We start from the raw sequence: 22,729 nt of genomic DNA, 5'->3' as shown, positions 1-22,729 counted from the left end.
CATGCTGCTTTTTCTGGCTGAACTGCTGACCCATTTCCAAAGTGCTTTCAATGTGTTCGGGTATCTGACCCTGCGCATGATCCTGGGGACGCTGACCGCACTGTTTCTGAGCCTGTGGATGGGGCCGCAGATGATTCGTCGTCTGGTCGAGCGCCAGATCGGCCAGGCCGTGCGCGACGACGGCCCCCAGTCGCACCTGTCCAAGGCGGGTACGCCGACCATGGGCGGTGCCATGATCCTGATCTCCATCGCCGTCAGCACGCTGCTATGGGGCGATCTGACCAATCACTACGTCTGGGTGGTGCTGGCCGTCACGCTGGGGTTCGGCGCCATCGGCTGGGTCGACGACTTTCGCAAGGTAGTGGAAAAGAATCCTCGCGGGCTGCCGGCGCGCTGGAAATATTTCTGGCAGTCGGTGATCGGCCTCGGCGCTTCGCTGGTTCTCTATTTCACCGCGGCGAGCCCGGTCGAGACCAGCCTGATCGTGCCGCTGTTCAAGGACGTGGTGATTCCGCTGGGCCTGTTCTACATCGTGCTGAGCTATCTGGTCATCGTCGGTAGCTCCAACGCGGTCAATCTCACCGACGGCCTCGATGGCCTGGCGATCATGCCGACCGTGCTCGTTGCCATGGGTCTGGCGGTCTTCGCCTATGCCAGCGGCAACACCGTTTTCGCCAACTATCTGCATATCCCCGAGGTGCCGGGCGCCGGCGAACTGGCGGTATTCTGCGGCACCATCGCCGGCGCGGGGCTCGGATTCCTCTGGTTCAATACCTATCCCGCCCAGGTCTTCATGGGGGATGTCGGCGCGCTGGCGCTCGGCGCGGCGCTGGGTATCGTCGCGGTCATCGTGCGCCAGGAGATCGTGCTGTTCATCATGGGCGGCGTCTTCGTCATGGAAACAATCTCCGTCATTCTCCAGGTCGGCTCCTACAAGCTGACCGGGCGTCGCATCTTCCGCATGGCGCCCTTGCATCACCATTTCGAGCTCAAGGGCTGGCCGGAGCCGCGAGTGATCGTGCGCTTCTGGATCGTTACCGTCATGCTGGTCCTGCTGGGTCTGGCGACCTTGAAGCTGCGTTGATGCCATGAGCGATTCCGTGCATTCCACCCCGTCAATCCATCGCCCGCCGGAACCTCATCGTCGAGATGGGGCTCCCTGGCTGGTCGTCGGGCTGGGGATCTCCGGCCGCGCGATCGCCCGCTTTCTGCAGCATCGAGGGGAGCGCTTCGTGGTGGCCGATACCCGCACCGCACCGCCGGGCATCGAGGCCTTCCGCGAGGCGTTCCCGACGGTCGAGATCCATCTGGGCGGTCTCGAGGCGCTGGATCTGCAGGCGTTCGCCGAGATCGTCGTCAGTCCCGGCGTGGATCTGCAGAAGTCCGGGCTGGCCTCGGTGAGGGATCGCGTCATCGGTGAGATCGCGCTGTTCGCACGCCACTGCAAGGCGCCGATAGTCGCCATTACCGGGTCGAACGCCAAGTCCACGGTGACCACGCTGGTCGGCGACATGGCGCGGCAGGCTGGCAGGCGGGTCGCCGTGGGAGGCAACCTGGGCGACGCTGCGCTCGATCTGCTGATCGATCAACCTGATGCCGAACTGTTCGTGCTGGAGCTGTCGAGTTTCCAGCTGGAGACGCTCGAGGGGCTGGGCGCGGTGTGCGCCGCCTTTCTCAACCTGTCCGTCGATCATCTTGATCGGCATGGCGACATGGCCGGCTACCGGCAAGCCAAGTCGCGAATCTTCGACAAGGCCAGGCGCGTCGTGGTCAATGCCGAAGACGAGGCGACCTGGCCGGAGGATGCGTCGATACCCTGCGAGCGCTTCACGACGAAGCAACCCGCGGGCGACACGTGGGGCATCTCGCCTCTCGAGGCAGGCGAATGGCTGTGCCACGGCGAGCGGCCGTTGATGCCGGTCAGCGAGCTGCGGCTGGCGGGGCGTCACAATCAGGCCAACGCACTGGCCGCAATGGCGATCGGGCATGTCATCGGGCTGCCGCTGGCGGTCATGCGCCAGGTATTGGGACATTTTGCCGGGCTGCCGCATCGCGGCGAGATAGTCGCCGAGCGCGGCGGCGTTCGCTGGATCAACGATTCCAAAGGCACTAACGTGGGCGCGACGCTGGCGGCCATCGCCGGTCTGGGCGAGACCTTGGCCGGAAAGCTGATCTGGCTGGGGGGCGGCGTCGGCAAGGGGGCGGATTTCACCCCGCTGGCCGCGCCGCTGGCTCGACACGCCCGAGAGGCGATCGTCTTCGGCCAGGATGCACCGCAGCTGGTGGCGGCATTGGCGCCACAGGTGGCGACGCATCGCGTCGATACCCTGGTCGAGGCCATGCAGCGGGCGGCCTCGATCGCCGAGGCAGGAGACTGCGTGCTGCTGTCGCCGGCCTGCGCCAGTCTCGATCAGTTCCCCAACTATCTGGCGCGTGGCGAGGCGTTCCGCGCCTTTCTTGATCAAGGACCGCTCGAACCAGGGCAGGAAGCCGCATGCTGAAGGCGATGTTGAAGACCTCGCAGGAGCGACTGACCACGCGGCATCAGGCATTCGATGGCTGGCTGCTGCTGGCGACGCTTTCGTTGATGTTGATCGGCTGGGTGATGGTGACTTCCGCTTCTACCGAAATCGCCGCGAGCCTGACCGGCAACCCTTACTACTTCAGCATCCGACATGGCATTTTCGTGCTCGCGTCGATCGGGGTGGGGCTGTTTGCCGTGCGTCTGCCACTGGACTGGTGGCGCCAGAAAGGGCCGTTGATGTTGATCATGGCGCTGCTGCTGCTGTTCGTGGTCCTGGTCGTCGGCCGCGAAATCAACGGTAGTCGGCGCTGGATTTCGCTCGGCATCATCAATGTCCAGGCATCGGAAGTCGCCAAACTGTGCCTGATCGTCTATATCGCCGGCTATCTCGAGCGCTACCTGCCCGAGGTGCGCCGAAGCTGGGGGGCGTTCATGCGCCCGCTGGCGGTAATGGCGTTGATCGGTTTTCTGCTGATTCTCGAGCCCGACTACGGTGCCGTCGTGGTGCTGACTGGCTGTGTCATGGGGATGCTGCTGCTGTCGGGGGCGCCGCTGTGGCGGTTCCTGCTGATCCTGATCGTCGTCGGGTCGGGCGCGGTCATGCTGGCGGTGGCGGAGCCCTATCGCCTGCAGCGTATCACCAGCTTCGCCAACCCCTGGGCGGATCAGTACAACACCGGTTACCAGCTGACGCAGGCGCTGATCGCCTTCGGTCGTGGCCACTGGTTCGGCCTGGGGCTGGGTAACAGTGTCCAGAAGCTGTTCTACCTGCCCGAGGCGCATACCGACTTCGTGTTTGCGGTGCTGGCCGAGGAACTGGGGCTGTTCGGCGCCGTGGGCGTGATCCTGCTGTTCGCGCTGCTGGTATTCCGCGCCTTTCGCATCGGGCGCAAGGCGGAGCTGGCCGGCATTCCGTTCGCGGCCTATCTCTGCTACGGCATCGCGCTCGTCATCGGTGCGCAGGCCTTCATCAACATCTCGGTCAGTTCCGGCATGTTGCCGACCAAGGGGCTGACGCTGCCACTGCTGAGTTACGGCGGCTCGAGTCTCATCATCAGCGGGATCATGATGGCGATTCTGTTCCGCGTCGACGTGGAGGTCAGGCGGCTGCAGCGTCGGCCGAAGCCCGCGACGGAAAACGGCGAGGCCAAGCCCACGAGCGAAGCGGTGGAGCCGACTCTATGAGCGAATTGAAACGTGTACTGATCATGGCTGGCGGCACGGGCGGGCATGTCGTGCCGGCGTTGTCGCTGGCCAAGGCACTGATCGAGCGCGGCGTGGCGGTGGAATGGCTGGGTAGCCCGAGGGGAATCGAAAACCGTCTCGTTCCCGAGGCCGGTATCGCGCTGAACCGGATCGACGTGGCCGGTCTGCGGGGCAACGGCCTGGCCGGCTGGCTGTCGATTCCGTGGCGGCTGACGCGAGCCATCCGGCAATCGCGTCAGGTGATCCGGCGCTTCGACCCTCAATTGGTGGTCGGTCTGGGCGGGTTCGCCAGCGGCCCCGGCGGGTTGGCGGCACGCCTGGCCGGCAAGCCGCTGGTCGTTCACGAGCAGAACGCCATTGCGGGGTTGACCAACCGGTCACTGGCGCGTCTGGCGACCAGGGTCTACGCGGCGTTTCCCGGGGCTTTCCCCGGCGGAAAGGCCGAGGTGGTCGGCAATCCGGTGCGTGCGGATATCGCAACGCTGGGCGAGCACCCCAGAACGGCGGCGCAGATGAATGGCCGTGCCTTGCGGCTGCTGGTGCTTGGCGGGTCGCTGGGCGCGCAGTCGCTCAATCAGAAGCTGCCGATTGCACTGTCGGCGCTGGACGCCTCGCGTCGCCCGCAGGTTCGTCATCAGGCCGGGCGCGACAAGGACGACGTCACGCGAGAAGGCTACCGCACGGCGGGTGTCGAGGCAGAGGTCAGCGCTTTCATCGATGACATGGCTGCCGCGTACGACTGGGCGGATCTCATCGTGTGCCGGGCCGGCGCGCTTACCATCGCCGAGCTCTCGGCGGCGGCCAAGCCTTCCTTGCTGGTGCCTTTCCCCCACGCGGTGGATGATCATCAGACACATAATGCGCGTCATCTGGTCGAGGCCGGCGGCGCGCAATTGATACAGCAGGCCGAGCTCACCCCTGAACGTTTGCAGGCGGCGCTCGAGTCACTTTTGCAGCCGGACGTGCTGGCGCGTATGGCGAGCCAGGCACGCCGGGTGGCTCACCTCGATGCCGTCGAACGTCTTGTCGACGGCTGCATGGAGATCGGTTTTGAGCGATAGCATTCAGACGCGTCCCGTGCGCTCGCATCTCGGCATGCGACGTATTCGAGGCATTCATTTCGTCGGGATCGGCGGCGCTGGCATGTGCGGCATCGCCGAAGTCCTGGTCAACGAAGGCTACGAGGTCAGCGGCAGTGACCTGCGCGAGTCGACCGTTACTCATCATCTGCGCGAGTGCGGCATTCGGGTGGCCATCGGCCATGCGGCGGTCAATGCCGAAGGGGCCGATGTCATCGTGGTATCGACGGCGGTGGACCCGGCCAATCCGGAAATTCAGTGGGCGCGCGAGCGTCGCGTGCCGGTGGTGCGGCGCGCCGAAATGCTGGCCGAGTTGATGCGCTTTCGTCACGGCATCGCGGTCGCCGGCACCCACGGCAAGACCACGACCACGAGCCTGCTGTCGACGCTGTTCGCCGAGGCGGGACTCGATCCCACTTTCGTGATCGGCGGCAAGCTGACCAGCGCGGGTACCAATGCGCGGTTGGGATCCGGCGACTTTCTGGTTGCCGAGGCCGATGAATCGGATGCGTCCTTTCTGCACCTGCAGCCGATGACGGCGATCGTCACCAATATCGACGCCGACCACATGGCGACCTACGATGGCGACTTCACGCGATTGAAGACGACCTTCATCGAGTTCCTGCACAATCTGCCGTTCTACGGTCGCGCCGTGCTGTGCCTCGACGACGATCACGTGCGTGAATTGCTGCCCCAGGTTCAGCGCCAGTTCGTGACCTACGGCTTCAGTGAAGAGGCCGATTTCCGCGTGCGGGATTTCCAGCAGACGGCCGGCGTCATCCGGTTCGTCGCCGAACGACCCGAGGGATTCGAGCCGCTGGCCATCATGCTGGCCATGCCCGGCACCCATAACGCCTTGAACGCTCTCGCCGCGATTGCCGTCGCTACCGATGCCGGTGTCAGCGACGACGATATCGTCAAGGGACTGGCATCGTTCGGAGGGGTTGGCCGACGGTTCCAGGTCCATGGCCACTACCCGCTTCCGCAGGGTGGCGAGGTGATGCTGGTCGACGACTACGGCCATCATCCGCGGGAGGTGGAGATGGTCATCCGTGCGGTGCGTGCCGGCTGGCCGCAACGACGTCTGGTGATGGTCTATCAGCCGCACCGCTATACCCGCACTCGCGACCTTTATGAAGATTTCGTCCGGGTGCTTTCCGGGGTCGATACGCTATTGCTGCTCGACGTGTATAGCGCTGGGGAAGCGCCGATTCCGGGTGCCGAAGGCAAGATGCTGGCGGGATCGATTCGCCAGCGCGGCCAGGTCGACCCGCTGTTCATCGAGAAAAAATCGGCCCTGCCGGATATTCTCGCGCGGGTGCTGCGCCCCGGGGACATCCTGATCACTCAGGGCGCCGGCGATATCGGCGGCATTGCGCAGGCGCTGGCACACAGTGCGCTGAGACTCGACGAGGTGGTCCTTTGAGTGTGGCGATCCTGTCCAAAGGTACGCGTCTGGCGAAGAGGTTCGGAGCCGTCGAGCGGCTTCATGGCAGCTCGAGGGTGGGGCGGGCGTCATGAATTCCAGTGCGCGGGGAACGCTGCTCGGCGTGCTCATGATCGTGGTGCTCATCGGCGCCGGCGGCAGAGCGCTGTGGTTGTGGCTGGACAAGCCCATCGCTCGCGTGTCGATCAGTGGCGACTTGAATTATGTGAGTGCGAGCTACCTGCAGAAGGAGTTGGCGCCGCTGGTGCGCGGTCATACCTGGCTTTCCCTGTCGTTGTCCGACCTGCGTGACGAAGCGCGCGAGATCGGATGGCTGCGCGAGGTCACCGTTTCACGGGAATGGCCCAATACCTTGCGGTTCGTGCTTTACGAACAGGATCCGGTTGCGCGCTGGAACGATGAACTCCTGCTCAATACGCGGGGACAGCCTTTTTCGCCTGGGCCGGTGAGCGATTTCGGTCGTCGCCTGCCCGATCTTGGCGGTCCCGCCGGGTCGGGGCGGGAAGTGCTCGGTTACTATGACTCACTGCGTCGCGCGCTATCGGGCCTGGGGGTTTCCATCACGCAATTGAGACTGGAACCACGCGGTGCCTGGCGCTTTCAAATCAATGATGGCGTTTGGATCATTCTCGGGCGTGCAGATCTGGATGCGAGATTGGCTCGTTTTATTGCCGCATGGAAGCGACAGTTGGGTAAAGAGGCGTCGCAGATTCGCTACATAGATCTTCGTTATCCCAATGGCGTTTCGGTGGCAAGGCATGGTGAAACGGCTACGGTCCCCAGTGATTAGCCTGGAAATCATTGGCAGCTAATCTCAATCGAGCCCCGCAGTTGACGGCCTCTCGGCTTTCCTCATCGGCAAGGAAGCAGGCCCGGCGGCGACCGGCATTCATACGCCGGACGCCATTCTTGGCCTCGGCTATCTATGTGTTCCGCCATGTCAGCCTATGTATTCCGCCATGTCGGCGCGACTTAAATAGCGGTAAGGCTTCTTCCTTATTTCCTTTTTAATGAAAAAGGGCTTACTGTGGCTTTTGTTTTCGCGATGGGCTGGTGAAAAAGGTCGTCTTGTTCCTATAATAAGCCCGACTCTTTATTGGCCCATTTCTATCCGGTTTATCGGTGAAGTTTGAGGAGCGACCCCGACCTATGGCAGGACAATCCAACGCTTCCAATATGGTGGTCGGGCTGGATATCGGAACATCCAAGGTGGTCGCCATCGTGGGGCAGCCCACTGATGATGGCGGGTTGGAAATTGCCGGGATTGGTTCGCATCCTTCTCGTGGCATGAAGAAGGGTGTCGTGATCAATATCGAATCAACCGTTCAGTCGATTCAGCGCGCCGTTGAAGAAGCCGAACTGATGGCAGGCTGCGATATCCACTCTGTGTATGTCGGTATCGCCGGTAGCCATATCAGCTCCATGAATTCCGATGGTGTCGTGGCGATCAAGGAGCGCGAAGTCGCGCCTGCAGACATCGACCGCGTCATCGACTCTGCCCGTGCCCGGGCCATTTCCGAAGGCCAGCGGGTGCTTCACGTCATTCCCCAGGAGTTCGCGATCGACACCCAGGAGGGCATCCGCGAGCCTCTGGGCATGTCCGGGGTGCGTCTCGAGGCCCGCGTGCATCTGGTGACGGCGGCGATGAATGCCGTTCAGAACATCGAAAAGTGCGTGCGACGCTGTGGCCTGGAAGTCGACGACATCATCCTCGAACAACTGGCTTCCAGCCACGCGGTGCTGACCGAAGACGAGCGTGAACTCGGTGTCTGCATGGTCGACATCGGCGGCGGTACGACGGACATCGCGGTCTTCACCGAAGGCGCTATTCGCCATACCGCGGTGATCCCCATCGCCGGCGATCAGGTGACCAACGATATCGCCATGGCGCTGCGCACTCCGACTCAGTACGCCGAAGAGATCAAGGTCAAGTATGCCTGCGCGCTGACCCAGCTGGCGAGCAGCGACGAGATGATCAAGGTTCCCAGCGTCGGAGACCGACCGGCACGGGATCTCTCCCGCCAGGCGCTGGCGGAAGTCGTCGAGCCCCGCTACGAGGAGCTCTTCACGCTGGTGCGCGAAGAATTGCGTCGCAGCGGCTACGAGGATCTGGTGGCAGCCGGGATCGTGTTGACGGGGGGCACGTCCCGGATGGAGGGGGTCGTCGAACTGGCAGAGGAAATATTTCACATGCCGGTCCGTATCGCTTGTCCGTACAATGTCCGCGGCTTGGCGGACGTAGTACGCAACCCGATTTATTCGACCGGGGTAGGTTTGCTACTCTACGGTATGAAAGACGCCAAGCACTCTCGCGCAGTATCAGCCCAGCCTCAACGGGAAGACTCACTTCCCCGGCGCGGAACCAGGGAAGAGGTTTCGGCGCTGGAGCGACTCAAAGGCTGGTTTAAAGGAAATTTCTGACAGGCCGCAAGCGCGGTCTTGGAGACGGGGCAATGTTCGAACTAGTAGATAATGCACCTTCTAGTAGTGCAGTCATCAAGGTCATCGGTGTCGGCGGCGGCGGCGGTAATGCCGTCAACCACATGGTCGAGAGTAACATCGAAGGCGTCGAGTTCATCTGCGCCAACACCGATGCCCAGGCGCTCAAGCGTGTAGCGGCCAAGACCGTTCTCCAACTGGGTGGCGAGATCACCAAGGGACTGGGAGCGGGGGCGAATCCGGATGTCGGACGTCAGGCGGCGATGGAAGATCGCGATCGCATCGCGGATATGCTCCAAGGTGCGGACATGGTTTTCATCACTGCCGGCATGGGCGGCGGCACCGGCACGGGCGGGGCGCCTGTCGTCGCTCAGGTCGCCAAGGAACTGGGTATTCTGACCGTTGCTGTCGTGACACGTCCTTTCCCGTTCGAGGGGCCGAAGCGCATGCGCGCGGCGGAAGAGGGCATGAAGGAGCTGTCCGAGTACGTCGACTCCCTGATCACCATCCCCAACGAGAAACTGCTGTCCGTACTGGGCAAGAATGCCAGCCTGCTGACGGCGTTCAGTGCCGCCAATGACGTCCTGTTGGGTGCCGTTCAGGGTATCGCCGAGCTGATCACCAGCCCGGGCATCATCAACGTCGACTTTGCCGACGTGCGCACGGTGATGTCGGAAATGGGCATGGCGATGATGGGCACCGGCGCCGCGACTGGCGAAAACCGCGCCCGCGAAGCCGCCGAGAAGGCCATTCGCAGCCCGCTGCTCGAAGACATCGATCTGCACGGTGCACGCGGTATCCTGGTCAACATCACGGCGGGGCCGGATCTGTCCATCGGTGAGTTCAACGACGTCGGCGCCACGGTTCAGGAGTTCGCCTCCCAGGATGCGACCATCGTGGTCGGCACTTCCATCGACATGGAAATGTCCGACGAGTTGAGGGTGACAGTGGTTGCCGCAGGGCTGGATGCGCAGAAAGAGAAGGCGATCCCGCGTGAATCGGTGGCTTCCCGCCCCGAAACGACCGATTATCGCAAGCTTCAGCAGCCGGCGGTCATGCGCCAGCAGGCGGCACGCGCCGAGCAGGAAGCGGCGGCCAAGAAGTCGCAGCAGGAAAAGCGCAAGACGTCCGACATGGATGACTATCTGGACATCCCGGCGTTCCTGCGTCGTCAGGCGGATTGATAGCGATCTAAACTGCCCGTCATCATTCTGTAACGTCGATAAGGTTGGTGAAGCGGTGGTTTGGTGTTATAGTGAACACCGTTTCCAAACCATTTGACTGTCAGGTCGATGCCCATGATCAAACAACGAACGTTGCAGAACACGATCCGCGCGACAGGCGTGGGCCTCCACTCCGGGGAGAAAGTGTATCTGACGCTGCGACCCGCAATGCCCAACACGGGTATCGTGTTCGTGCGTACTGATCTCGATCCGGCGGTACATATTCCGGCGCACGCAGAAAGCGTGACCGATACCAATCTGTGTACGGCGCTGTCCAAGGATGGCGTCAAGGTCGCCACGGTCGAGCATCTGATGTCGGCATTCGCCGGTTTGGGAATCGATAACGCCTACGTCGAGCTGAGTGCAGCCGAAGTGCCGATCATGGATGGCAGCGCAGGCCCGTTCGTGTTTCTGATCCAGTCTGCTGGTATCGCCGAGCAGGCCGCGCCGAAGCAGTTCATTCGCATCAAGCGCGAAGTCACCGTCAACGATGACGGCAAGCAGGCGACGTTTCTGCCGCACGACGGCTTCAAGGTCAGCTTCGCGATCGATTTCGATCACCCCGTCTTCGAGCAGCAGAAGCAGACAGCCAGCGTCGATTTCTCGACCACTTCCTTCGTCAAGGAAGTGTCTCGTGCTCGCACCTTCGGTTTCATGCGCGATCTGGAGTTTCTGCGGTCGCAGAACCTGGCACTGGGCGGCAGCCTCGATAACGCCATCGTCGTCGACGATTATCGCATCGTGAATCAGGACGGCTTGCGCTACGACGATGAGTTCGTCAAGCACAAGATGCTGGACGCCATCGGCGACCTGTATCAGTTGGGTCACAGCTTGATCGGCGAGTTCAAAGGCTACAAATCTGGTCATGGCCTCAACAACCAGCTTTGCCGCGAGCTGCTCGCTCATCCGGAGGCATACGAAATCGTGACCTTCGAAAAAGCGACCCAGGCTGCACCGATCTCCTATGCAGCGCCCGCAATGGCCTGACGCGAACCGGCACCGAGTGCCGTCGTGACGATCTGATGATGTCGACCTGATATTGCCAGAGCCCAAATAGAGAAAACGCCGATCCCAGGATCGGCGTTTTTGTGTCTGATCGATGCCGATAGCGGCATTAGCCAGCCGGGCAATGCTCGCGTCGTCGAGGCTGGACTAGTGTTGTCGTCAGGCGGGATCGTCGCTGGAAGAGGCGTCGCTGAAGGGGGCGTCGCTAGAGGAATCGTCCTTAGAGGAACTGTCGTTGGAGGGGCTGTCGTTAGAGAAATCGTCGCCGGGCTCCACGGCGGCATTGGCATGGGAAGCCAGCCGATTCAGCGAACGCTTGAGCGGTGAGTCCTCCAGACCTTCCGCACAATGGGCGAGCGCCTCGGCACCTGCCGGTGACAGGTGCCGTGTCTGCCGCGGAATCGCCTTGACCGGCCGGATCGGGCGTACCTTCAGCGAGAATTTCATGACTGCCTCGAATCCCGGCAATTGGTGCAGCAATCCGAGCAGGCGCGGCTGCTCGTAGCGCAGCCAGGTCAACCAGGCGGCACGGTCGGTGATCAGCGTCAACACGCCGTTGCGGTAGCCACCGACATAAAGATGTTCGGCCACGTCCGGCGGTAGCTGGCGTCTCAGGTGATTCTGGGCACGTTCGATCAGCGTCGCCATGCGCATGACGTCACCCAACCCGCCGGGTTGTTCCAGGAGTCGGGAAACGGGCTGGGCTCGCAAACGCTTAGCCTTTATACTCATCGGCTTGCACGCAGTGGGGATAGACCCGCTAAACCTATCACGACGCGGAGTTCGTCGACAGCATGACTTCGGCCAAAGCGCAGTCCGGTCAGTGTGGTGCCGTATGGCGCCCCCGGCAGCGAGCCCATTGGTGGCTGGCCAGTGTGCTGGTCGGTTGCCTGCTGCCTGCCGGGTTGATGCATGCCGAAGCCATGCGGCTGGCCGAGCGGCTCACCCAGGTCTACCTGATGGCCCCGGAGGCCATTCGCGCCGAGTCCCGACGCGTCGCTCGTGTTGCTGCCAAGCGTCCCGTATACCCGCAAGCGGCGGCTGTCTTCATACAGTCACCGGGTTATTCCCCGCCTCTCATCGCCGCCAGCGCCGCGCTGGATGTCATTTCCCGTCGTGGTCCTCCCGTCCCTGCCTGATCATCGTCAGACACTTATATTATCGGTGGCCGATGCCGGCCTTTCGTCGCATCGTCGCCTTGGTACTACGCAGGAACAGAGTCAGGCAGGAAACGGATCATGTTGAACGGATTGCTACACAAATTGGTCGGCTCCAAGAACGATCGTGACGTCAAGCGCCTGCGCAAGCAGGTGGCGGCGATCAATGACCTGGAAGCCAGTTTCGAAGCGCTCGATGACGCGTCGCTCCAGGCCAAGACGGTCGAGTTTCGCCAGCGCCTTGCCGATGGCGAGAAACTCGATGCGCTGCTGCCGGAGGCTTTCGCCACGGTTCGCGAGGCGAGCAAGCGCGTTTTGGGCATGCGCCACTTCGACGTCCAGATGGTCGGCGGCATGGCGCTGCATGAAGGCCGGATCGCGGAGATGAAGACCGGCGAGGGCAAGACCCTGGTCGGCACCCTCGCGGTGTACTTCAATGCGTTGCCCGGAAAGGGGGTTCATGTCGTCACGGTCAACGACTATCTGGCCGGCCGCGACGCCAACTGGATGCGCCCGCTCTACGAATTCCTCGGTCTGAGCGTCGGCGTCATCGCCTCCGGGCAGCCCAACGAAGAGAAGCGTCGGGCCTACGCCTGCGACATCACCTACGGCACCAACAACGAGTACGGCTTCGATTACCTGCGCGACAACATGGCGTTCTCGCTGCAGGACAAGGTTCAGCGGCCGCTGCACTACGCGATCATCGATGAGGTCGATTCGATCCTGATCGACGAGGCGCGTACGCCACTGATCATTTCCGGCCCCGTCGAAGAGAACGTCGAACTCTACCGCACGATTCACGCGCTCTCGAAGCAGCTCAAGCAGTGCACCGACGAGGAGGATCCCTCTACCGGCGACTTCCTGATCGACGAGAAGCAGAAGCAGGTCGAACTGACGGAAGAAGGGCACCAGCAGGTCGAGCAACTGATGCGCGAAGCGGGATTGCTGAAGGCGGAGGACTCGCTCTACGCGGTGCAGAATCTGGGCCTGTTGCAGCATATCCATTCCGCGCTGCGCGCTCGCTGCCTCTATCACCGTGACGTCGACTACATCGTCTCCGATGGCAATGTCGTCATCGTCGACGAGCACACCGGCCGTACCATGCCGGGGCGGCGATGGTCGGAGGGCCTGCACCAGGCGGTCGAGGCCAAGGAAGGCGTGCCGATCCAGCGCGAGAGCCAGACGCTGGCTTCCACCACCTTCCAGAACTACTTCCGTCTCTACGAGAAGCTGGCGGGGATGACCGGTACCGCCGACACCGAGGCCTTCGAGTTCAACCACATCTACGGGCTCGATGTGCTGGTCATCCCGACCAATCGGCCGCTGGCGCGTCAGGACCTGAACGATCTGGTCTACCTCAGCGCCAAGGAGAAATTCAACGCGATCATCGAGGACGTCAACACCCAGCGCGAGGCCAACCGCCCGGTGCTGGTCGGTACCGCCTCGATCGAGACCTCGGAATATCTCTCCAAGCTGATGCAGGCGAAGAACATTCCGCACAACGTGCTCAACGCCAAGCAGCACGACAGCGAGGCCGAGATCATCGCTCAGGCCGGCCGCCCCGGCGCCGTGACCCTGGCCACCAACATGGCCGGCCGTGGCACCGACATCATGCTTGGCGGCAACTGGGAAGCCGAGGTCGCCAAGCTCGAAAACCCGAGCGAAGAACAGATCGCGGCCATCAAGGCCGAATGGCAACAGCGCCATGACGCGGTGCTCGAAGCCGGCGGTCTGCACGTGATCGGCTCCGAGCGTCACGAGTCTCGTCGTATCGACAATCAGCTGCGTGGCCGCGCGGGGCGTCAGGGCGATCCCGGTTCGACGCGTTTCTTCCTGTCGCTGGAAGACAGCCTGATGCGTCTGTTCGGTTCGGATCGCGTTCAGCGTCTGATGGGCGCATTGGGGCTCGAAGAGGGCGAGGCGATCGAGCACAAGATGGTTTCGAATGCCGTCGAGCGCGCGCAGAAGAAGGTCGAAGGACGCAACTTCGACATTCGCAAGCAGCTGCTGGAGTACGACGACGTCTCCAACGATCAGCGTCGAGTCATCTACGATCAGCGCGACGACATTCTCGCCGCCGACGAGATTTCCGATAACATCGCCAGCATCCGCGACGAGGTTCTCGAGCAGACGGTTTCCGACTACGTGCCGCCGCAGAGCCTGCCGGAGCAGTGGGAACTGGCCGGGCTGCAGGATCAGCTCAAGCAGGAGTTCAATCTCGATCTGCCGCTGGTGCAGTGGGCGGAAGAAGACGACAACTTCAACGAGGAAGTGCTGCGTCAGCGTCTGCTGGACCAGCATCGTGGGCAGTATGTGGCCAAGGTCGAGGCGATCGGCGCCGACATGATGCGTCGTTTCGAGAAGCAGGTGATGCTCCAGGTGCTGGATACTCGCTGGAAGGAACATCTGCAGTCGATGGATCATCTGCGTCGCGGCATTCACCTGCGGGGTTATGCGCAGAAGAACCCGAAGCAGGAGTACAAGCGCGAAGCCTTCGAGCTGTTCCAGTCGCTGCTTTACAACATCAAGCACGACGTCACGCGTATCCTGAGCCACGTTCAGGTGCGTCGCCAGGAAGAGATCGAAGACCTGGAGCGCCAGCGTCGCGAGGCGCTGGAGCGCGAGAAGGCTGCCAGTCAATCGGTCCATGAAGATGCCGTGGCCGCCGCGCAGCAGACCGCCGAAGGAGAAGAGCCCGCCCCGGAGTCCGGTGAAGACCAGACTCAGCCGGTACGGCGTGAAGGACCCAAGGTCGGGCGCAACGACCCGTGCCCCTGCGGTTCCGGCAAGAAATACAAGCAGTGCCACGGCACGCTGAGTTGAGTTGGCGTCGGACTCGGGCCGGGCTCGAGTCCGCCAAGGAGAATCGAGATGGCGGTAGGTAAGTCAGTATTTCCGGAGATGCCGGCCATTGACGGCGTGCGTCTCGGCACGGCGATGGCTGGGATCAAGAAGCCCGATCGGCGTGATCTGGTGGTGATCGAAGTGCCGGAAGGCGCCACGGTCGCGGCGACGTTCACCCGCAACGCCTTCTGCGCCGCCCCGGTGCATGTCGCTCGGGATCATCTGCAGCACACGGCGCCCCGGTATCTGTTGATCAATACCGGTAACGCCAATGCCGGTACCGGCGCTCGTGGCCGTCAGGATGCCGAGAGCTGCTGCAACTCGCTGGCGGATCTCGCCGGCGTCGATGCGCATCAGGTGCTGCCGTTCTCGACCGGCGTGATCGGCGAGCCATTGCCGGTAGAGCGCATTGCCGCCGGCCTGCCGGCAGCGCTGGAGTCGCTGAGCGAAGCCGGCTGGGCGCTCGCCGCCGAGGGCATCCTGACCACCGATACCCGAATCAAGGGCGCCTCGACGCAGGTCGAACTGAGCGGCGGAACCGTCACCATCAACGGCATCAGCAAGGGCTCGGGCATGATCCAGCCCAACATGGCGACCATGCTCGGCTTCGTCGCCTGTGATGCGGCGATCGACACCACCCGGCTTCAGCAGTGGCTGCGCGACGCCGTGAAGGTATCGTTCAATGCCATCACCGTCGATTCCGACACATCCACCAACGACGCCTGCACCCTGATCGCCACCGGACGCGGGCCGAAGGTCGAGTCGGCCGAGGACGAGCAGCGGTTTCGCGCGGCGCTGACGACGGTGCTGACCGACCTGGCCCAGGCGATCATTCGCGATGGCGAGGGCGCGACCAAGTTCGTCACGCTGCAGGTCGAACAGGCGATGAGTGTCGACGAAGCGCGGGCGGTGGCGTTCACGGTGGCCCATTCGCCGCTGGTCAAGACGGCGCTCTACGCCAGCGATGCCAACTGGGGCCGTATTCTGGCCGCCGTGGGTCGCGCACCGGTCGACGAGCTCGATGTCGAGCGCATCGTCATCGATCTCGGCGACGTGCGCCTGGTCGAGCACGGCGGGCGCGCCGAGAGCTACACGGAAGAGGCTGGCGCCCGGGTGATGGCGCAGGAAGAGATCGTCATCCGCATTCAGCTTGGTCGTGGCGACGCCAACGCCACGGTCTGGACATCGGATCTGTCCCACGATTATGTATCGATCAACGCGGATTACCGTAGTTGAGCGACATTCACATGTTGAACGCTATCCAGACGTCGCGTGCTATCTCGACCTCGCGCGTCAAGGGTAAACACTGCAGTGGTACGAGAGACTTAGCAAGATGATCAAAAGACGGGTCCACGTAGCGGCAGCCGCCGTCATTCGCGGCGACGGACGAGTGCTGATCGCCAGACGCCCGGCGACGGTCGACCAGGGCGGTCTGTGGGAATTCCCGGGGGGCAAGCTGGCGCCCTACGAAACCGGGCTCGAGGCGCTCAAGCGGGAGCTGAACGAGGAGCTCGGTATCCAGATCGTGCGCGCTCAGCCGCTGATCCGCGTTCATCACGAATATGCCGACAAGCACATTCTGCTGGACGTCTGGCAGGTGCGGGAATACGACGGCGATCCATACGGTCGGGAAGGCCAGCCGGTACGTTGGGTCGAGGTCGACGATCTGCCCAATTACCCGTTCCCGGCAGCCAATATGCCGATTCTGCGTGCGGTAGCGCTGCCCCAGGAGTATCTGATCACTGCCGAGGCCGCGGACGACGACGTTTTCCTGGCGCGGCTCGAGCGGGCGTTGAAGGAGGACGGCGTCCGCCTGGTACAGTTGCGTGCCAAGGAGCTGGATGACGCCGCCTACCAGGCGCGGGCGGAGAAGACTCTGGCGTTGTGCCGACGCTATGGCGCCAAGCTGCTGCTCAATGCGGACCCCGAGTGGCTGCAGCGCGTCGATGCCGACGGCATCCATCTGACCAGCGCACGGCTCATGGCGCTCAAGCACCGGCCGATTCCCGCCGACAAGTGGCTGGGAGCGTCGACTCACGGTGATGAGCAGCTTGCTCAGGCCGGCCAGATCGATTGTGATTTCGTCACGCTGTCGCCGCTGGCGCCGACCCCGTCGCATCCGGACGCGGTGACCATCGGCTGGCACGATTTCCAGCAGATGGTGGAAACGGCTGCGATGCCGGTCTTCGCGCTGGGTGGCATGACCCGTCATCACGCCAATCAGGCGCGTGGTGTCGGCGCGCAGGGCATCGCCTCGATCCGGGATTTCTGGCGCGACGACTCCTGAGCTACGAGCTACGAGCTACGAGCTACGAGCTACGAGCTGCGACTAGCGCCGGCTTCGGGGCGCTGTGGACAGTGGCTACGAGCTACGGAAAGGGCCAGCGACTGACGTCGCTGGCCCTTTTCTTCGCTACAAGCACATGCTGACTTTCGCGGCTCGCGGCTCGCGGCTCGCGGCTCGCGGCTCGCGGCTCGCGGCTCGCAGGCGCTATTCGCCGCGCTCAAGCCGGTCGATCAGTTCATCGAGTTCGGTTTCGTCCATGTGGGGCTCGCCGGCAATACGGTGGGAGCCGTCGGCCCAGGCGCCCAGGTCCAGCAGCTTGCAGCGCTTCGAGCAGAAGGGGCGGTAGGGGTTCTCGGGTGTCCAGGCGACGGATTTTCGGCACTGGGGGCAGGGCACGGTCAAGCCGGGTTTGTTCGCATCCTGGCCGGCACCGCTATCGGCACCGGCGTCCGGAGAACGGTTCGGGTCGTTACGTCGAGTCATGGCGAGGGGGTATCGTGTCGGTGATCGTTGCATCAGGCGCGAGGGTCAGAAGACCCGTTGGCGATACCGGGCGTCCAGCCGGGCAACCTGGTCGAGTAGGTGTTGTCGGTCGCGACTATTGTCGATGACGTCGTCGGCGGCTGCAAGGCGACGTTCCCGGGGAAGCTGGGCCGCCAGTATCGACTCCACCTGACGCCGATCGACCCCGTCCCGCGCGAGGGTGCGCTGAATCTGGGTCTCCGGCGGCACATCGACCACCAGAACGCGATCGACCAGCTCGAGCTGCCCCGACTCGATCAACAGCGGTGAGACCAGCAGACAGTAGGGGACGTCGGCGTTGCGCAGTCGCGCCAAGTGCATCAGCAGCCGTTGGCGAATACGCGGGTGCGTCTCTCGTTCCAGCCACCGGCGTTCGGTTTCATCGTCGAAGATCCGCGCCCGGAGCGCGCGTCGGTCGAGTGCCCCGTTGCCGTCGAGTATCGCCGGGCCGTAGCGCCCGACAATGGCTGCCAACGCCGGCTCGCCGGGCATCACGACTTCCCGCGCCACGTGATCGGCATCGACCCAGCCGATACCCAGGGCACCGAATGCATCCGCCACTGCGCTCTTGCCGGAGCCGATCCCGCCGGTGACGCCCACGACCAGGGTGCCGCGCTCGCTTTCGTTTCTGTCCTCGGTGCGTGTGCCGCTCTTGTTCATCCCCAGCCTCCCAGTAACAGCGCCTGATAGCCGGCCAACAGCGGGGCGCCGATCAGCAGGGCGATCCATCCAGCCAGGGCGATATAGGGGCCGAAGGGCATTGCCTGGTTGCGATCCTGCTGGCGCAGGGCGATCAGTATCAGGCCGGCCACGGCGCCCACGCCCGCCGAGAGCAACAGCAGCAGCGGCAGGCTCTGCCAGCCGAGCCAGGTGCCGAGTGCCGCCATCAGCTTGAAATCCCCGTAGCCCATGCCTTCCTTGCCGGTCGCCAGCTTGAAGAGCCAGTAGACCGACCACAGTGACAGATACCCGGCGACGGCGCCCAGCACGGCGCTTTCCAGCATCAATGGTGCGAACAGCCACTGATAGAGCAGGCCGGCCCAGAGTAGCGGCAGAGTCAGCGCATCCGGCAGCAGCTGGGTTCGCCAGTCGATCACCGCCAGCGCCAGCAGGCAGAGGCAGGCGCCGACCAGCCACAGGCTTTGCCAGCTCACGCCATGCAGCGCCATGATCGCCACCGTCAGCAATGCCGAAACCAGCTCGATCAGCGGATACTGGACACTGATCGCCGTACCGCATGCGGCACAGCGGCCGCGACGCTTGAGCCAGCCGACCAGCGGCAGATTGTCATGCCAGGCGATGAAGTGCCCGCAGCCGGGGCAGTGCGAACGTGGCGTCGCCAGATTGTAGGCAGGGCCGGCTTCCACCGGCTGCTCCAGCGCTTCCAGCGCCTCGGCCCGCCAGCGCTGCATCAGCATTACCGGCAGCCGCACGATAACGACGTTCAAGAAACTGCCCAGGGCCGCGCCGAACAGGAACGCCAGCGGCCAGACAAGCAAAGGGAGAAGATCGGACAACGGAAGCTCCACGAAAACTAGATAGACGGATAGCTCCAAGGGTAACGCACCCAAACATACAGGGCCGCCCTTGGGCGTCACATTTCGTTCGATAAGTTAGGCAAACGCTTAGGAACGTGGCGAGCGAAGGTCAGGCTAGGCGAAAGCGCGCGAGCGACCGGAGTTGACCGGGTATCAATGAGGATCGCGAGCGCGCTTTCAACAACGGCTGGCCGAGCGCAGCCCGTTCATACCTATATAGCGGAACCCATCTGGAAGATTGGTAGATACATCGACACCACCAATCCACCGACCATGGTGCCGAGCACCACCAGAATGAACGGCTCCAGCAGAGAGGTCAGCGTGTCGACCTGATTATCGACTTCTTCCTCGTAGAACTCCGCCACCTTGTCCAGCATCGTGTCCAGTTCGCCGGCTTCCTCGCCGATGCTGACCATCTGCACGGCCATTATCGGGAAGACCTTGGTGCGACGCATGGCGAAGTTGAGCTGCTGCCCCGTGGCGACGTCTTCGCGAATCTCGGCAATGGCGCGCTGATGAACCTGGTTGCCGGTGGCGCCAGCGGCGGTATCGAGCGCCTCGACCAGCGGAATGCCGGCGTTGAACGTGGTCGCGAGCGTGCGCGAGAAGCGGGCGATCGAGCCCTTGTCGATGATATTGCCGATCACCGGCAGCTTGAGCGCCAGCTGATGGGCACGATAGGCAAATGCCGGCGAGCGCTTCATGGCCTGGCGCACGCCGAGGATCATCACCACGAGCGCCAGCACGGCCTGCCACCAGTAGGCTTGGGTCAACTGGGACAGATTCACGGTGAACTGGGTGAAGACCGGCAATTCCGCGCCGAATCCCTGAAACAGGCTCTCGAACTGGGGCACGACCTTGACCAGCAGCAGGGCGGTGACGCCGATCCCGACCAGAACCACTGCCGTGGGATAGTAGAGCGCTTTCTTGACGCGCCCCTTCAGGGTGTCGACCTTCTCGCGGTAGCTGGCGACGCGCTCGAGCATCTTGTCCAGCGCACCGGCCTGTTCGCCGGCGGCGACCATGTTGACGAACATGCGGTCGAACCGTGCTGGGTGCCTGGCCAGCGCTTCCGAGAAGCTGGAGCCAGCGCTGATGTCATTGGCCAGTGTCTCGACCAGGTTGCGCATGGCAGGGTTCTTGAGCGTCTCGGCGACGACCTTGCAGCCCTGCAGCAGCGGAACGCCGGCCCGGAGCATGGTGGCCAGCTGACGCGAGAACAGGGTGATGTCCCGCGACTTGACCCGGCCCAGGCCGAAGATGCCGGTCTTGCGCGTGATGCGCTTGACGATGATCTTCTGGCGGGTCAGCTCCTTGCGCACCTCGTCGATCTCGCTGGCGACGAGCTCCCCGGAGACGACTTCGCCACGCAGGTTCTTGCCGCGCCACTGCCAGCGGTGCATGACTACCCGCCGAGGCGGCTTGGATGACTTCAGTGACTTGGCTGACTTCCGGCTGGTCGCCATGATCGCTTTCCTGACAATGACTCGACGAGGCGCCGAGCGTGAGTGAGATCGAAGATTGGCCCGAACCGCGAACCACGGATTGTGCCAGAGTCCGGGCGAAACGAGTGGGTCGCCGTCAGTCGATCGTCACGCGGTTGATCTCCTCGAGGCTGGTCACGCCTTGAAGTACCTTGTCGATACCGCTCTGGCGCAGCCCCGGGAAGCCGGCATCGCGTGCCGCGCGGGCCAGCTCCAGCGCGTGACTGTCGGCCATGATCAGCCGGCTCATGGCATCGTCCACCGGCACCACCTCGTAGATCCCGATGCGCCCCTTGTAGCCCAGCGTGCATCGATCGCAGCCCACGGCGCGGTAGAGAGTGGCGCTTGCCAGTCTCTCCGGCGAGACGCCTTCGTGTAGCATCACGTCCTCGGGAATCTCCGCCGGCGCCTTGCAGCGCGGGCAGAGCATACGCGCCAGCCGCTGGGCAATGATCAGCGATACCGAACTGGCGATATTGAAGCTGGCAACGCCCATGTTGCGCAGGCGCGTCAGGGTTTCGGCGGCGGAGTTGGTATGCAGCGTCGATAGCACCAGGTGGCCGGTCTGGGCTGCCTTGACCGCGATCTCGGCCGTTTCCAGATCCCGGATTTCGCCGACCATCACCACGTCCGGGTCCTGGCGCAGAAAGGCGCGCAGTGCGCTGGCGAAGTCGAGGCCGATGCGCGGCTGCACGTTGACCTGGTTGACACCGGGCACCTTGAGTTCTACCGGATCTTCCGCGGTCGAGATATTGCGTTCCTCGGTATTGAGCAGATTGATGCCGGTGTAGAGCGTTACCGTCTTGCCGCTACCGGTGGGGCCGGTGGCCAGAATCATCCCCTGGGGCTCGGCCAGCGCGGCCTCGAACAGTTGACGCTGCTCCGGGGTGAAGCCCAGCGCATCGATGCCGAAGCTGGCCGTTCGGGCATCCAGCAATCGCAGGACGATTTTCTCGCCGAATACGGTGGGCAGCGTGTTGACGCGGAAATCGATGGCACGCTCACTATCGAGCCGAATCTTCATCGAGCCGTCCTGGGGCAGGCGGCGCTCCGAAATATCCAGTCGCGCCATGACCTTGAGCCGGGCGGCGAGGCGGGTGCGCAAGCTCAGCGGCGGTCGCGCGATCTCGAGCAGCAGCCCGTCGATGCGAAAGCGAATCCGGTAGCTCGACTCGTAGGGCTCGAAGTGGATATCGGAGGCGCCGCGCTGGATCGCGTCGTGCAGGATCTTGTTGACGAAGCGCACCACGGGCTCGTCGTCTTCCCCGATCTGGTCGAGCGCGGCCGCTTCGCTGGCCAGGTCGGCCTCGCTGGTGTCCAGCGTCAGCGCCTCGCTGGCTTCCCCCAGCGCTTCCAGCATGCCGGAGGTTTCATGGCGCTGGTAACGCTTGGTCAGCGCCCGCTCCAGTTGATCGAACGGCACCAGGACACCCTCGATCGCAAGCCCGGTGGTGAACTGCAGCTCGTCCAGCTGTGCCAGCGTGGCCGGGAAGGCGATCGCCACGGTGAGGCGGCGATCGTCGCGGGCCAGCGGCAGCACCTGAAAGCGACGGATGACCTTGTCCGCCACCGGCTCGATGATCGGCAGCTTGTCCCAGTCGACATGCTCCAGGTCCATGAACGGCAGGCCATACTCGCGCGCTGCCAGTACGCCGGCTTCGCGGGCATCGACCCTGCCTTCACGGACCACCAGCTCCAGCAGCGTCAACTGCTTGTTCGCCGCGTCGCGGATCGCCTGCTCGCACGCCTCCGCGCTGATCAGGCCGTGTTCGATGAAGCGCTGGGCAAGACTGCTTTGCGTACGCGATGTGGTGACGTCCGACATGGAGATGAGAGCCCCGGCTAGCTGGCTGGCGAACGGATGGCGGGGGAGCGGCCCCGTGAAGCCCCGCATTCACCGGCACGAATGGTTCGATCGACGAATCCGTTATCGGCTGACGCCTTTTTTTCTTTAAGTATTCTTGGCAATCTGCC

General features: G+C 63.3%; 19 protein-coding genes. 13 read left to right on the top strand and 6 right to left on the bottom strand.

The features are described from left to right. Position 1: 1 nt before the first annotated feature. From mraY to lpxC, 9 genes are all read left to right on the top strand, one after another. On the top strand, positions 2–1,084 hold the full coding sequence (gene mraY, locus BC443_RS16190) for a phospho-N-acetylmuramoyl-pentapeptide-transferase (RefSeq protein ID WP_071232869.1): 1,083 nt from the start codon (positions 2–4) through the stop codon (positions 1,082–1,084). Positions 1,085–1,088: 4 nt separating this feature from the next. Continuing rightward, positions 1,089–2,501 carry a UDP-N-acetylmuramoyl-L-alanine--D-glutamate ligase gene (gene murD, locus BC443_RS16185; RefSeq protein WP_083387476.1) on the top strand — a complete coding sequence of 471 codons (1,413 nt, stop codon included), beginning with the start codon at positions 1,089–1,091 and terminating at the stop codon, positions 2,499–2,501. Further along, positions 2,495–3,709 (top strand): putative lipid II flippase FtsW, encoded by a 1,215-nt coding sequence (ftsW, locus tag BC443_RS16180; RefSeq protein ID WP_247643311.1) that lies wholly within the window; start codon positions 2,495–2,497, stop codon positions 3,707–3,709. Before murD ends, ftsW begins: the two co-directional genes overlap by 7 nt. Next, a complete protein-coding gene (murG, locus tag BC443_RS16175; RefSeq protein ID WP_071232868.1) occupies positions 3,706–4,791 on the top strand; it encodes an undecaprenyldiphospho-muramoylpentapeptide beta-N-acetylglucosaminyltransferase in 1,086 nt (361 codons plus the stop codon). The genes ftsW and murG overlap by 4 nt, the downstream gene beginning before the upstream one ends. Before the next feature lie 34 nt (positions 4,792–4,825). Continuing rightward, a complete protein-coding gene (murC, locus tag BC443_RS16170; RefSeq protein ID WP_247643315.1) occupies positions 4,826–6,235 on the top strand; it encodes a UDP-N-acetylmuramate--L-alanine ligase in 1,410 nt (469 codons plus the stop codon). Positions 6,236–6,326: 91 nt separating this feature from the next. Further along, a complete protein-coding gene (locus tag BC443_RS16165) occupies positions 6,327–7,046 on the top strand; it encodes a cell division protein FtsQ/DivIB (RefSeq protein WP_071232866.1) in 720 nt (239 codons plus the stop codon). A 359-nt stretch (positions 7,047–7,405) separates the two neighbouring features. Continuing rightward, positions 7,406–8,677 (top strand): cell division protein FtsA, encoded by a 1,272-nt coding sequence (gene ftsA / locus BC443_RS16160; RefSeq protein ID WP_071232865.1) that lies wholly within the window; start codon positions 7,406–7,408, stop codon positions 8,675–8,677. 32 nt (positions 8,678–8,709) lie between these two features. Beyond that, complete coding sequence (ftsZ, locus tag BC443_RS16155) at positions 8,710–9,879, top strand: cell division protein FtsZ (protein ID WP_071232864.1); 1,170 nt, start codon at positions 8,710–8,712, stop codon at positions 9,877–9,879. 114 nt (positions 9,880–9,993) lie between these two features. Beyond that, positions 9,994–10,905: a UDP-3-O-acyl-N-acetylglucosamine deacetylase gene (gene lpxC / locus BC443_RS16150; RefSeq protein ID WP_071232863.1), complete on the top strand. Its 912-nt coding sequence runs from the start codon at positions 9,994–9,996 to the stop codon at positions 10,903–10,905. Between the two features lie 177 nt (positions 10,906–11,082). Here lpxC and BC443_RS16145 read toward each other — a convergent pair whose 3' ends face one another. Continuing rightward, a complete protein-coding gene (locus BC443_RS16145) occupies positions 11,083–11,655 on the bottom strand; it encodes a DciA family protein (protein ID WP_083387475.1) in 573 nt (190 codons plus the stop codon). 62 nt (positions 11,656–11,717) lie between these two features. On the opposite strand from BC443_RS16145, the gene BC443_RS19165 reads away from it, so the two are divergent. From BC443_RS19165 to BC443_RS16125, 4 genes are all read left to right on the top strand, one after another. Then, positions 11,718–12,062: a hypothetical protein gene (locus BC443_RS19165; RefSeq protein WP_071232861.1), complete on the top strand. Its 345-nt coding sequence runs from the start codon at positions 11,718–11,720 to the stop codon at positions 12,060–12,062. Between the two features lie 99 nt (positions 12,063–12,161). Next, positions 12,162–14,903, top strand: a complete 2,742-nt coding sequence (secA, locus tag BC443_RS16135; protein WP_071232860.1) for a preprotein translocase subunit SecA — start codon at positions 12,162–12,164, stop codon at positions 14,901–14,903. A gap of 48 nt (positions 14,904–14,951) precedes the next feature. Beyond that, on the top strand, positions 14,952–16,160 hold the full coding sequence (argJ, locus tag BC443_RS16130) for a bifunctional glutamate N-acetyltransferase/amino-acid acetyltransferase ArgJ (protein ID WP_071232859.1): 1,209 nt from the start codon (positions 14,952–14,954) through the stop codon (positions 16,158–16,160). 97 nt (positions 16,161–16,257) lie between these two features. Then, complete coding sequence (locus BC443_RS16125) at positions 16,258–17,211, top strand: Nudix family hydrolase (protein ID WP_071232858.1); 954 nt, start codon at positions 16,258–16,260, stop codon at positions 17,209–17,211. 204 nt (positions 17,212–17,415) lie between these two features. On the opposite strand, the gene yacG is transcribed toward BC443_RS16125, so the two are convergent. The 5 genes from yacG to pilB form a co-directional block, all read right to left on the bottom strand. After that, positions 17,416–17,694, bottom strand: coding sequence for a DNA gyrase inhibitor YacG (gene yacG / locus BC443_RS16120; RefSeq protein ID WP_083387474.1), 279 nt, complete (start codon positions 17,692–17,694; stop codon positions 17,416–17,418). Between the two features lie 45 nt (positions 17,695–17,739). Then, a complete protein-coding gene (coaE, locus tag BC443_RS16115) occupies positions 17,740–18,393 on the bottom strand; it encodes a dephospho-CoA kinase (protein ID WP_139284356.1) in 654 nt (217 codons plus the stop codon). Then, positions 18,390–19,250 (bottom strand): A24 family peptidase, encoded by an 861-nt coding sequence (locus tag BC443_RS16110; protein ID WP_071232857.1) that lies wholly within the window; start codon positions 19,248–19,250, stop codon positions 18,390–18,392. The genes coaE and BC443_RS16110 overlap by 4 nt, the downstream gene beginning before the upstream one ends. A gap of 233 nt (positions 19,251–19,483) precedes the next feature. Continuing rightward, on the bottom strand, positions 19,484–20,737 hold the full coding sequence (locus BC443_RS16105; RefSeq protein ID WP_071232856.1) for a type II secretion system F family protein: 1,254 nt from the start codon (positions 20,735–20,737) through the stop codon (positions 19,484–19,486). Between the two features lie 115 nt (positions 20,738–20,852). Further along, positions 20,853–22,580 carry a type IV-A pilus assembly ATPase PilB gene (gene pilB, locus BC443_RS16100; protein WP_083387481.1) on the bottom strand — a complete coding sequence of 576 codons (1,728 nt, stop codon included), beginning with the start codon at positions 22,578–22,580 and terminating at the stop codon, positions 20,853–20,855. Between the last annotated feature and the right edge of the window lie 149 nt (positions 22,581–22,729).

The sequence above is a fragment of the Salinicola sp. MIT1003 genome (genome assembly GCF_001858555.1).
In the GTDB taxonomy this organism is placed as follows: domain Bacteria; phylum Pseudomonadota; class Gammaproteobacteria; order Pseudomonadales; family Halomonadaceae; genus Salinicola; species Salinicola salarius.
Note: the sequence above shows the minus strand (reverse complement) of the source record. Positions and strands in the feature narration are given on the sequence as shown.

What these genes read in the sequence shown, in the direction of transcription:
- ftsZ (WP_071232864.1), top strand. Translation starts at nt 8,710, where the DNA reads ATGTTCGAACTAGTAGATAATGCACCTTCTAGTAGTGCAGTCATCAAG.
- ftsA (WP_071232865.1), top strand. Translation starts at nt 7,406, where the DNA reads ATGGCAGGACAATCCAACGCTTCCAATATGGTGGTCGGGCTGGATATC.
- BC443_RS16165 (WP_071232866.1), top strand. Translation starts at nt 6,327, where the DNA reads ATGAATTCCAGTGCGCGGGGAACGCTGCTCGGCGTGCTCATGATCGTG.
- lpxC (WP_071232863.1), top strand. Translation starts at nt 9,994, where the DNA reads ATGATCAAACAACGAACGTTGCAGAACACGATCCGCGCGACAGGCGTG.
- BC443_RS16125 (WP_071232858.1), top strand. Translation starts at nt 16,258, where the DNA reads ATGATCAAAAGACGGGTCCACGTAGCGGCAGCCGCCGTCATTCGCGGC.
- murC (WP_247643315.1), top strand. Translation starts at nt 4,826, where the DNA reads ATGCGACGTATTCGAGGCATTCATTTCGTCGGGATCGGCGGCGCTGGC.
- murG (WP_071232868.1), top strand. Translation starts at nt 3,706, where the DNA reads ATGAGCGAATTGAAACGTGTACTGATCATGGCTGGCGGCACGGGCGGG.
- BC443_RS16145 (WP_083387475.1), bottom strand. Translation starts at nt 11,655, where the DNA reads ATGAGTATAAAGGCTAAGCGTTTGCGAGCCCAGCCCGTTTCCCGACTC.
- yacG (WP_083387474.1), bottom strand. Translation starts at nt 17,694, where the DNA reads ATGACTCGACGTAACGACCCGAACCGTTCTCCGGACGCCGGTGCCGAT.
- murD (WP_083387476.1), top strand. Translation starts at nt 1,089, where the DNA reads ATGAGCGATTCCGTGCATTCCACCCCGTCAATCCATCGCCCGCCGGAA.
- ftsW (WP_247643311.1), top strand. Translation starts at nt 2,495, where the DNA reads ATGCTGAAGGCGATGTTGAAGACCTCGCAGGAGCGACTGACCACGCGG.
- argJ (WP_071232859.1), top strand. Translation starts at nt 14,952, where the DNA reads ATGGCGGTAGGTAAGTCAGTATTTCCGGAGATGCCGGCCATTGACGGC.
- mraY (WP_071232869.1), top strand. Translation starts at nt 2, where the DNA reads ATGCTGCTTTTTCTGGCTGAACTGCTGACCCATTTCCAAAGTGCTTTC.
- secA (WP_071232860.1), top strand. Translation starts at nt 12,162, where the DNA reads ATGTTGAACGGATTGCTACACAAATTGGTCGGCTCCAAGAACGATCGT.
- BC443_RS16105 (WP_071232856.1), bottom strand. Translation starts at nt 20,737, where the DNA reads ATGGCGACCAGCCGGAAGTCAGCCAAGTCACTGAAGTCATCCAAGCCG.
- BC443_RS19165 (WP_071232861.1), top strand. Translation starts at nt 11,718, where the DNA reads ATGACTTCGGCCAAAGCGCAGTCCGGTCAGTGTGGTGCCGTATGGCGC.
- coaE (WP_139284356.1), bottom strand. Translation starts at nt 18,393, where the DNA reads ATGAACAAGAGCGGCACACGCACCGAGGACAGAAACGAAAGCGAGCGC.
- pilB (WP_083387481.1), bottom strand. Translation starts at nt 22,580, where the DNA reads ATGTCGGACGTCACCACATCGCGTACGCAAAGCAGTCTTGCCCAGCGC.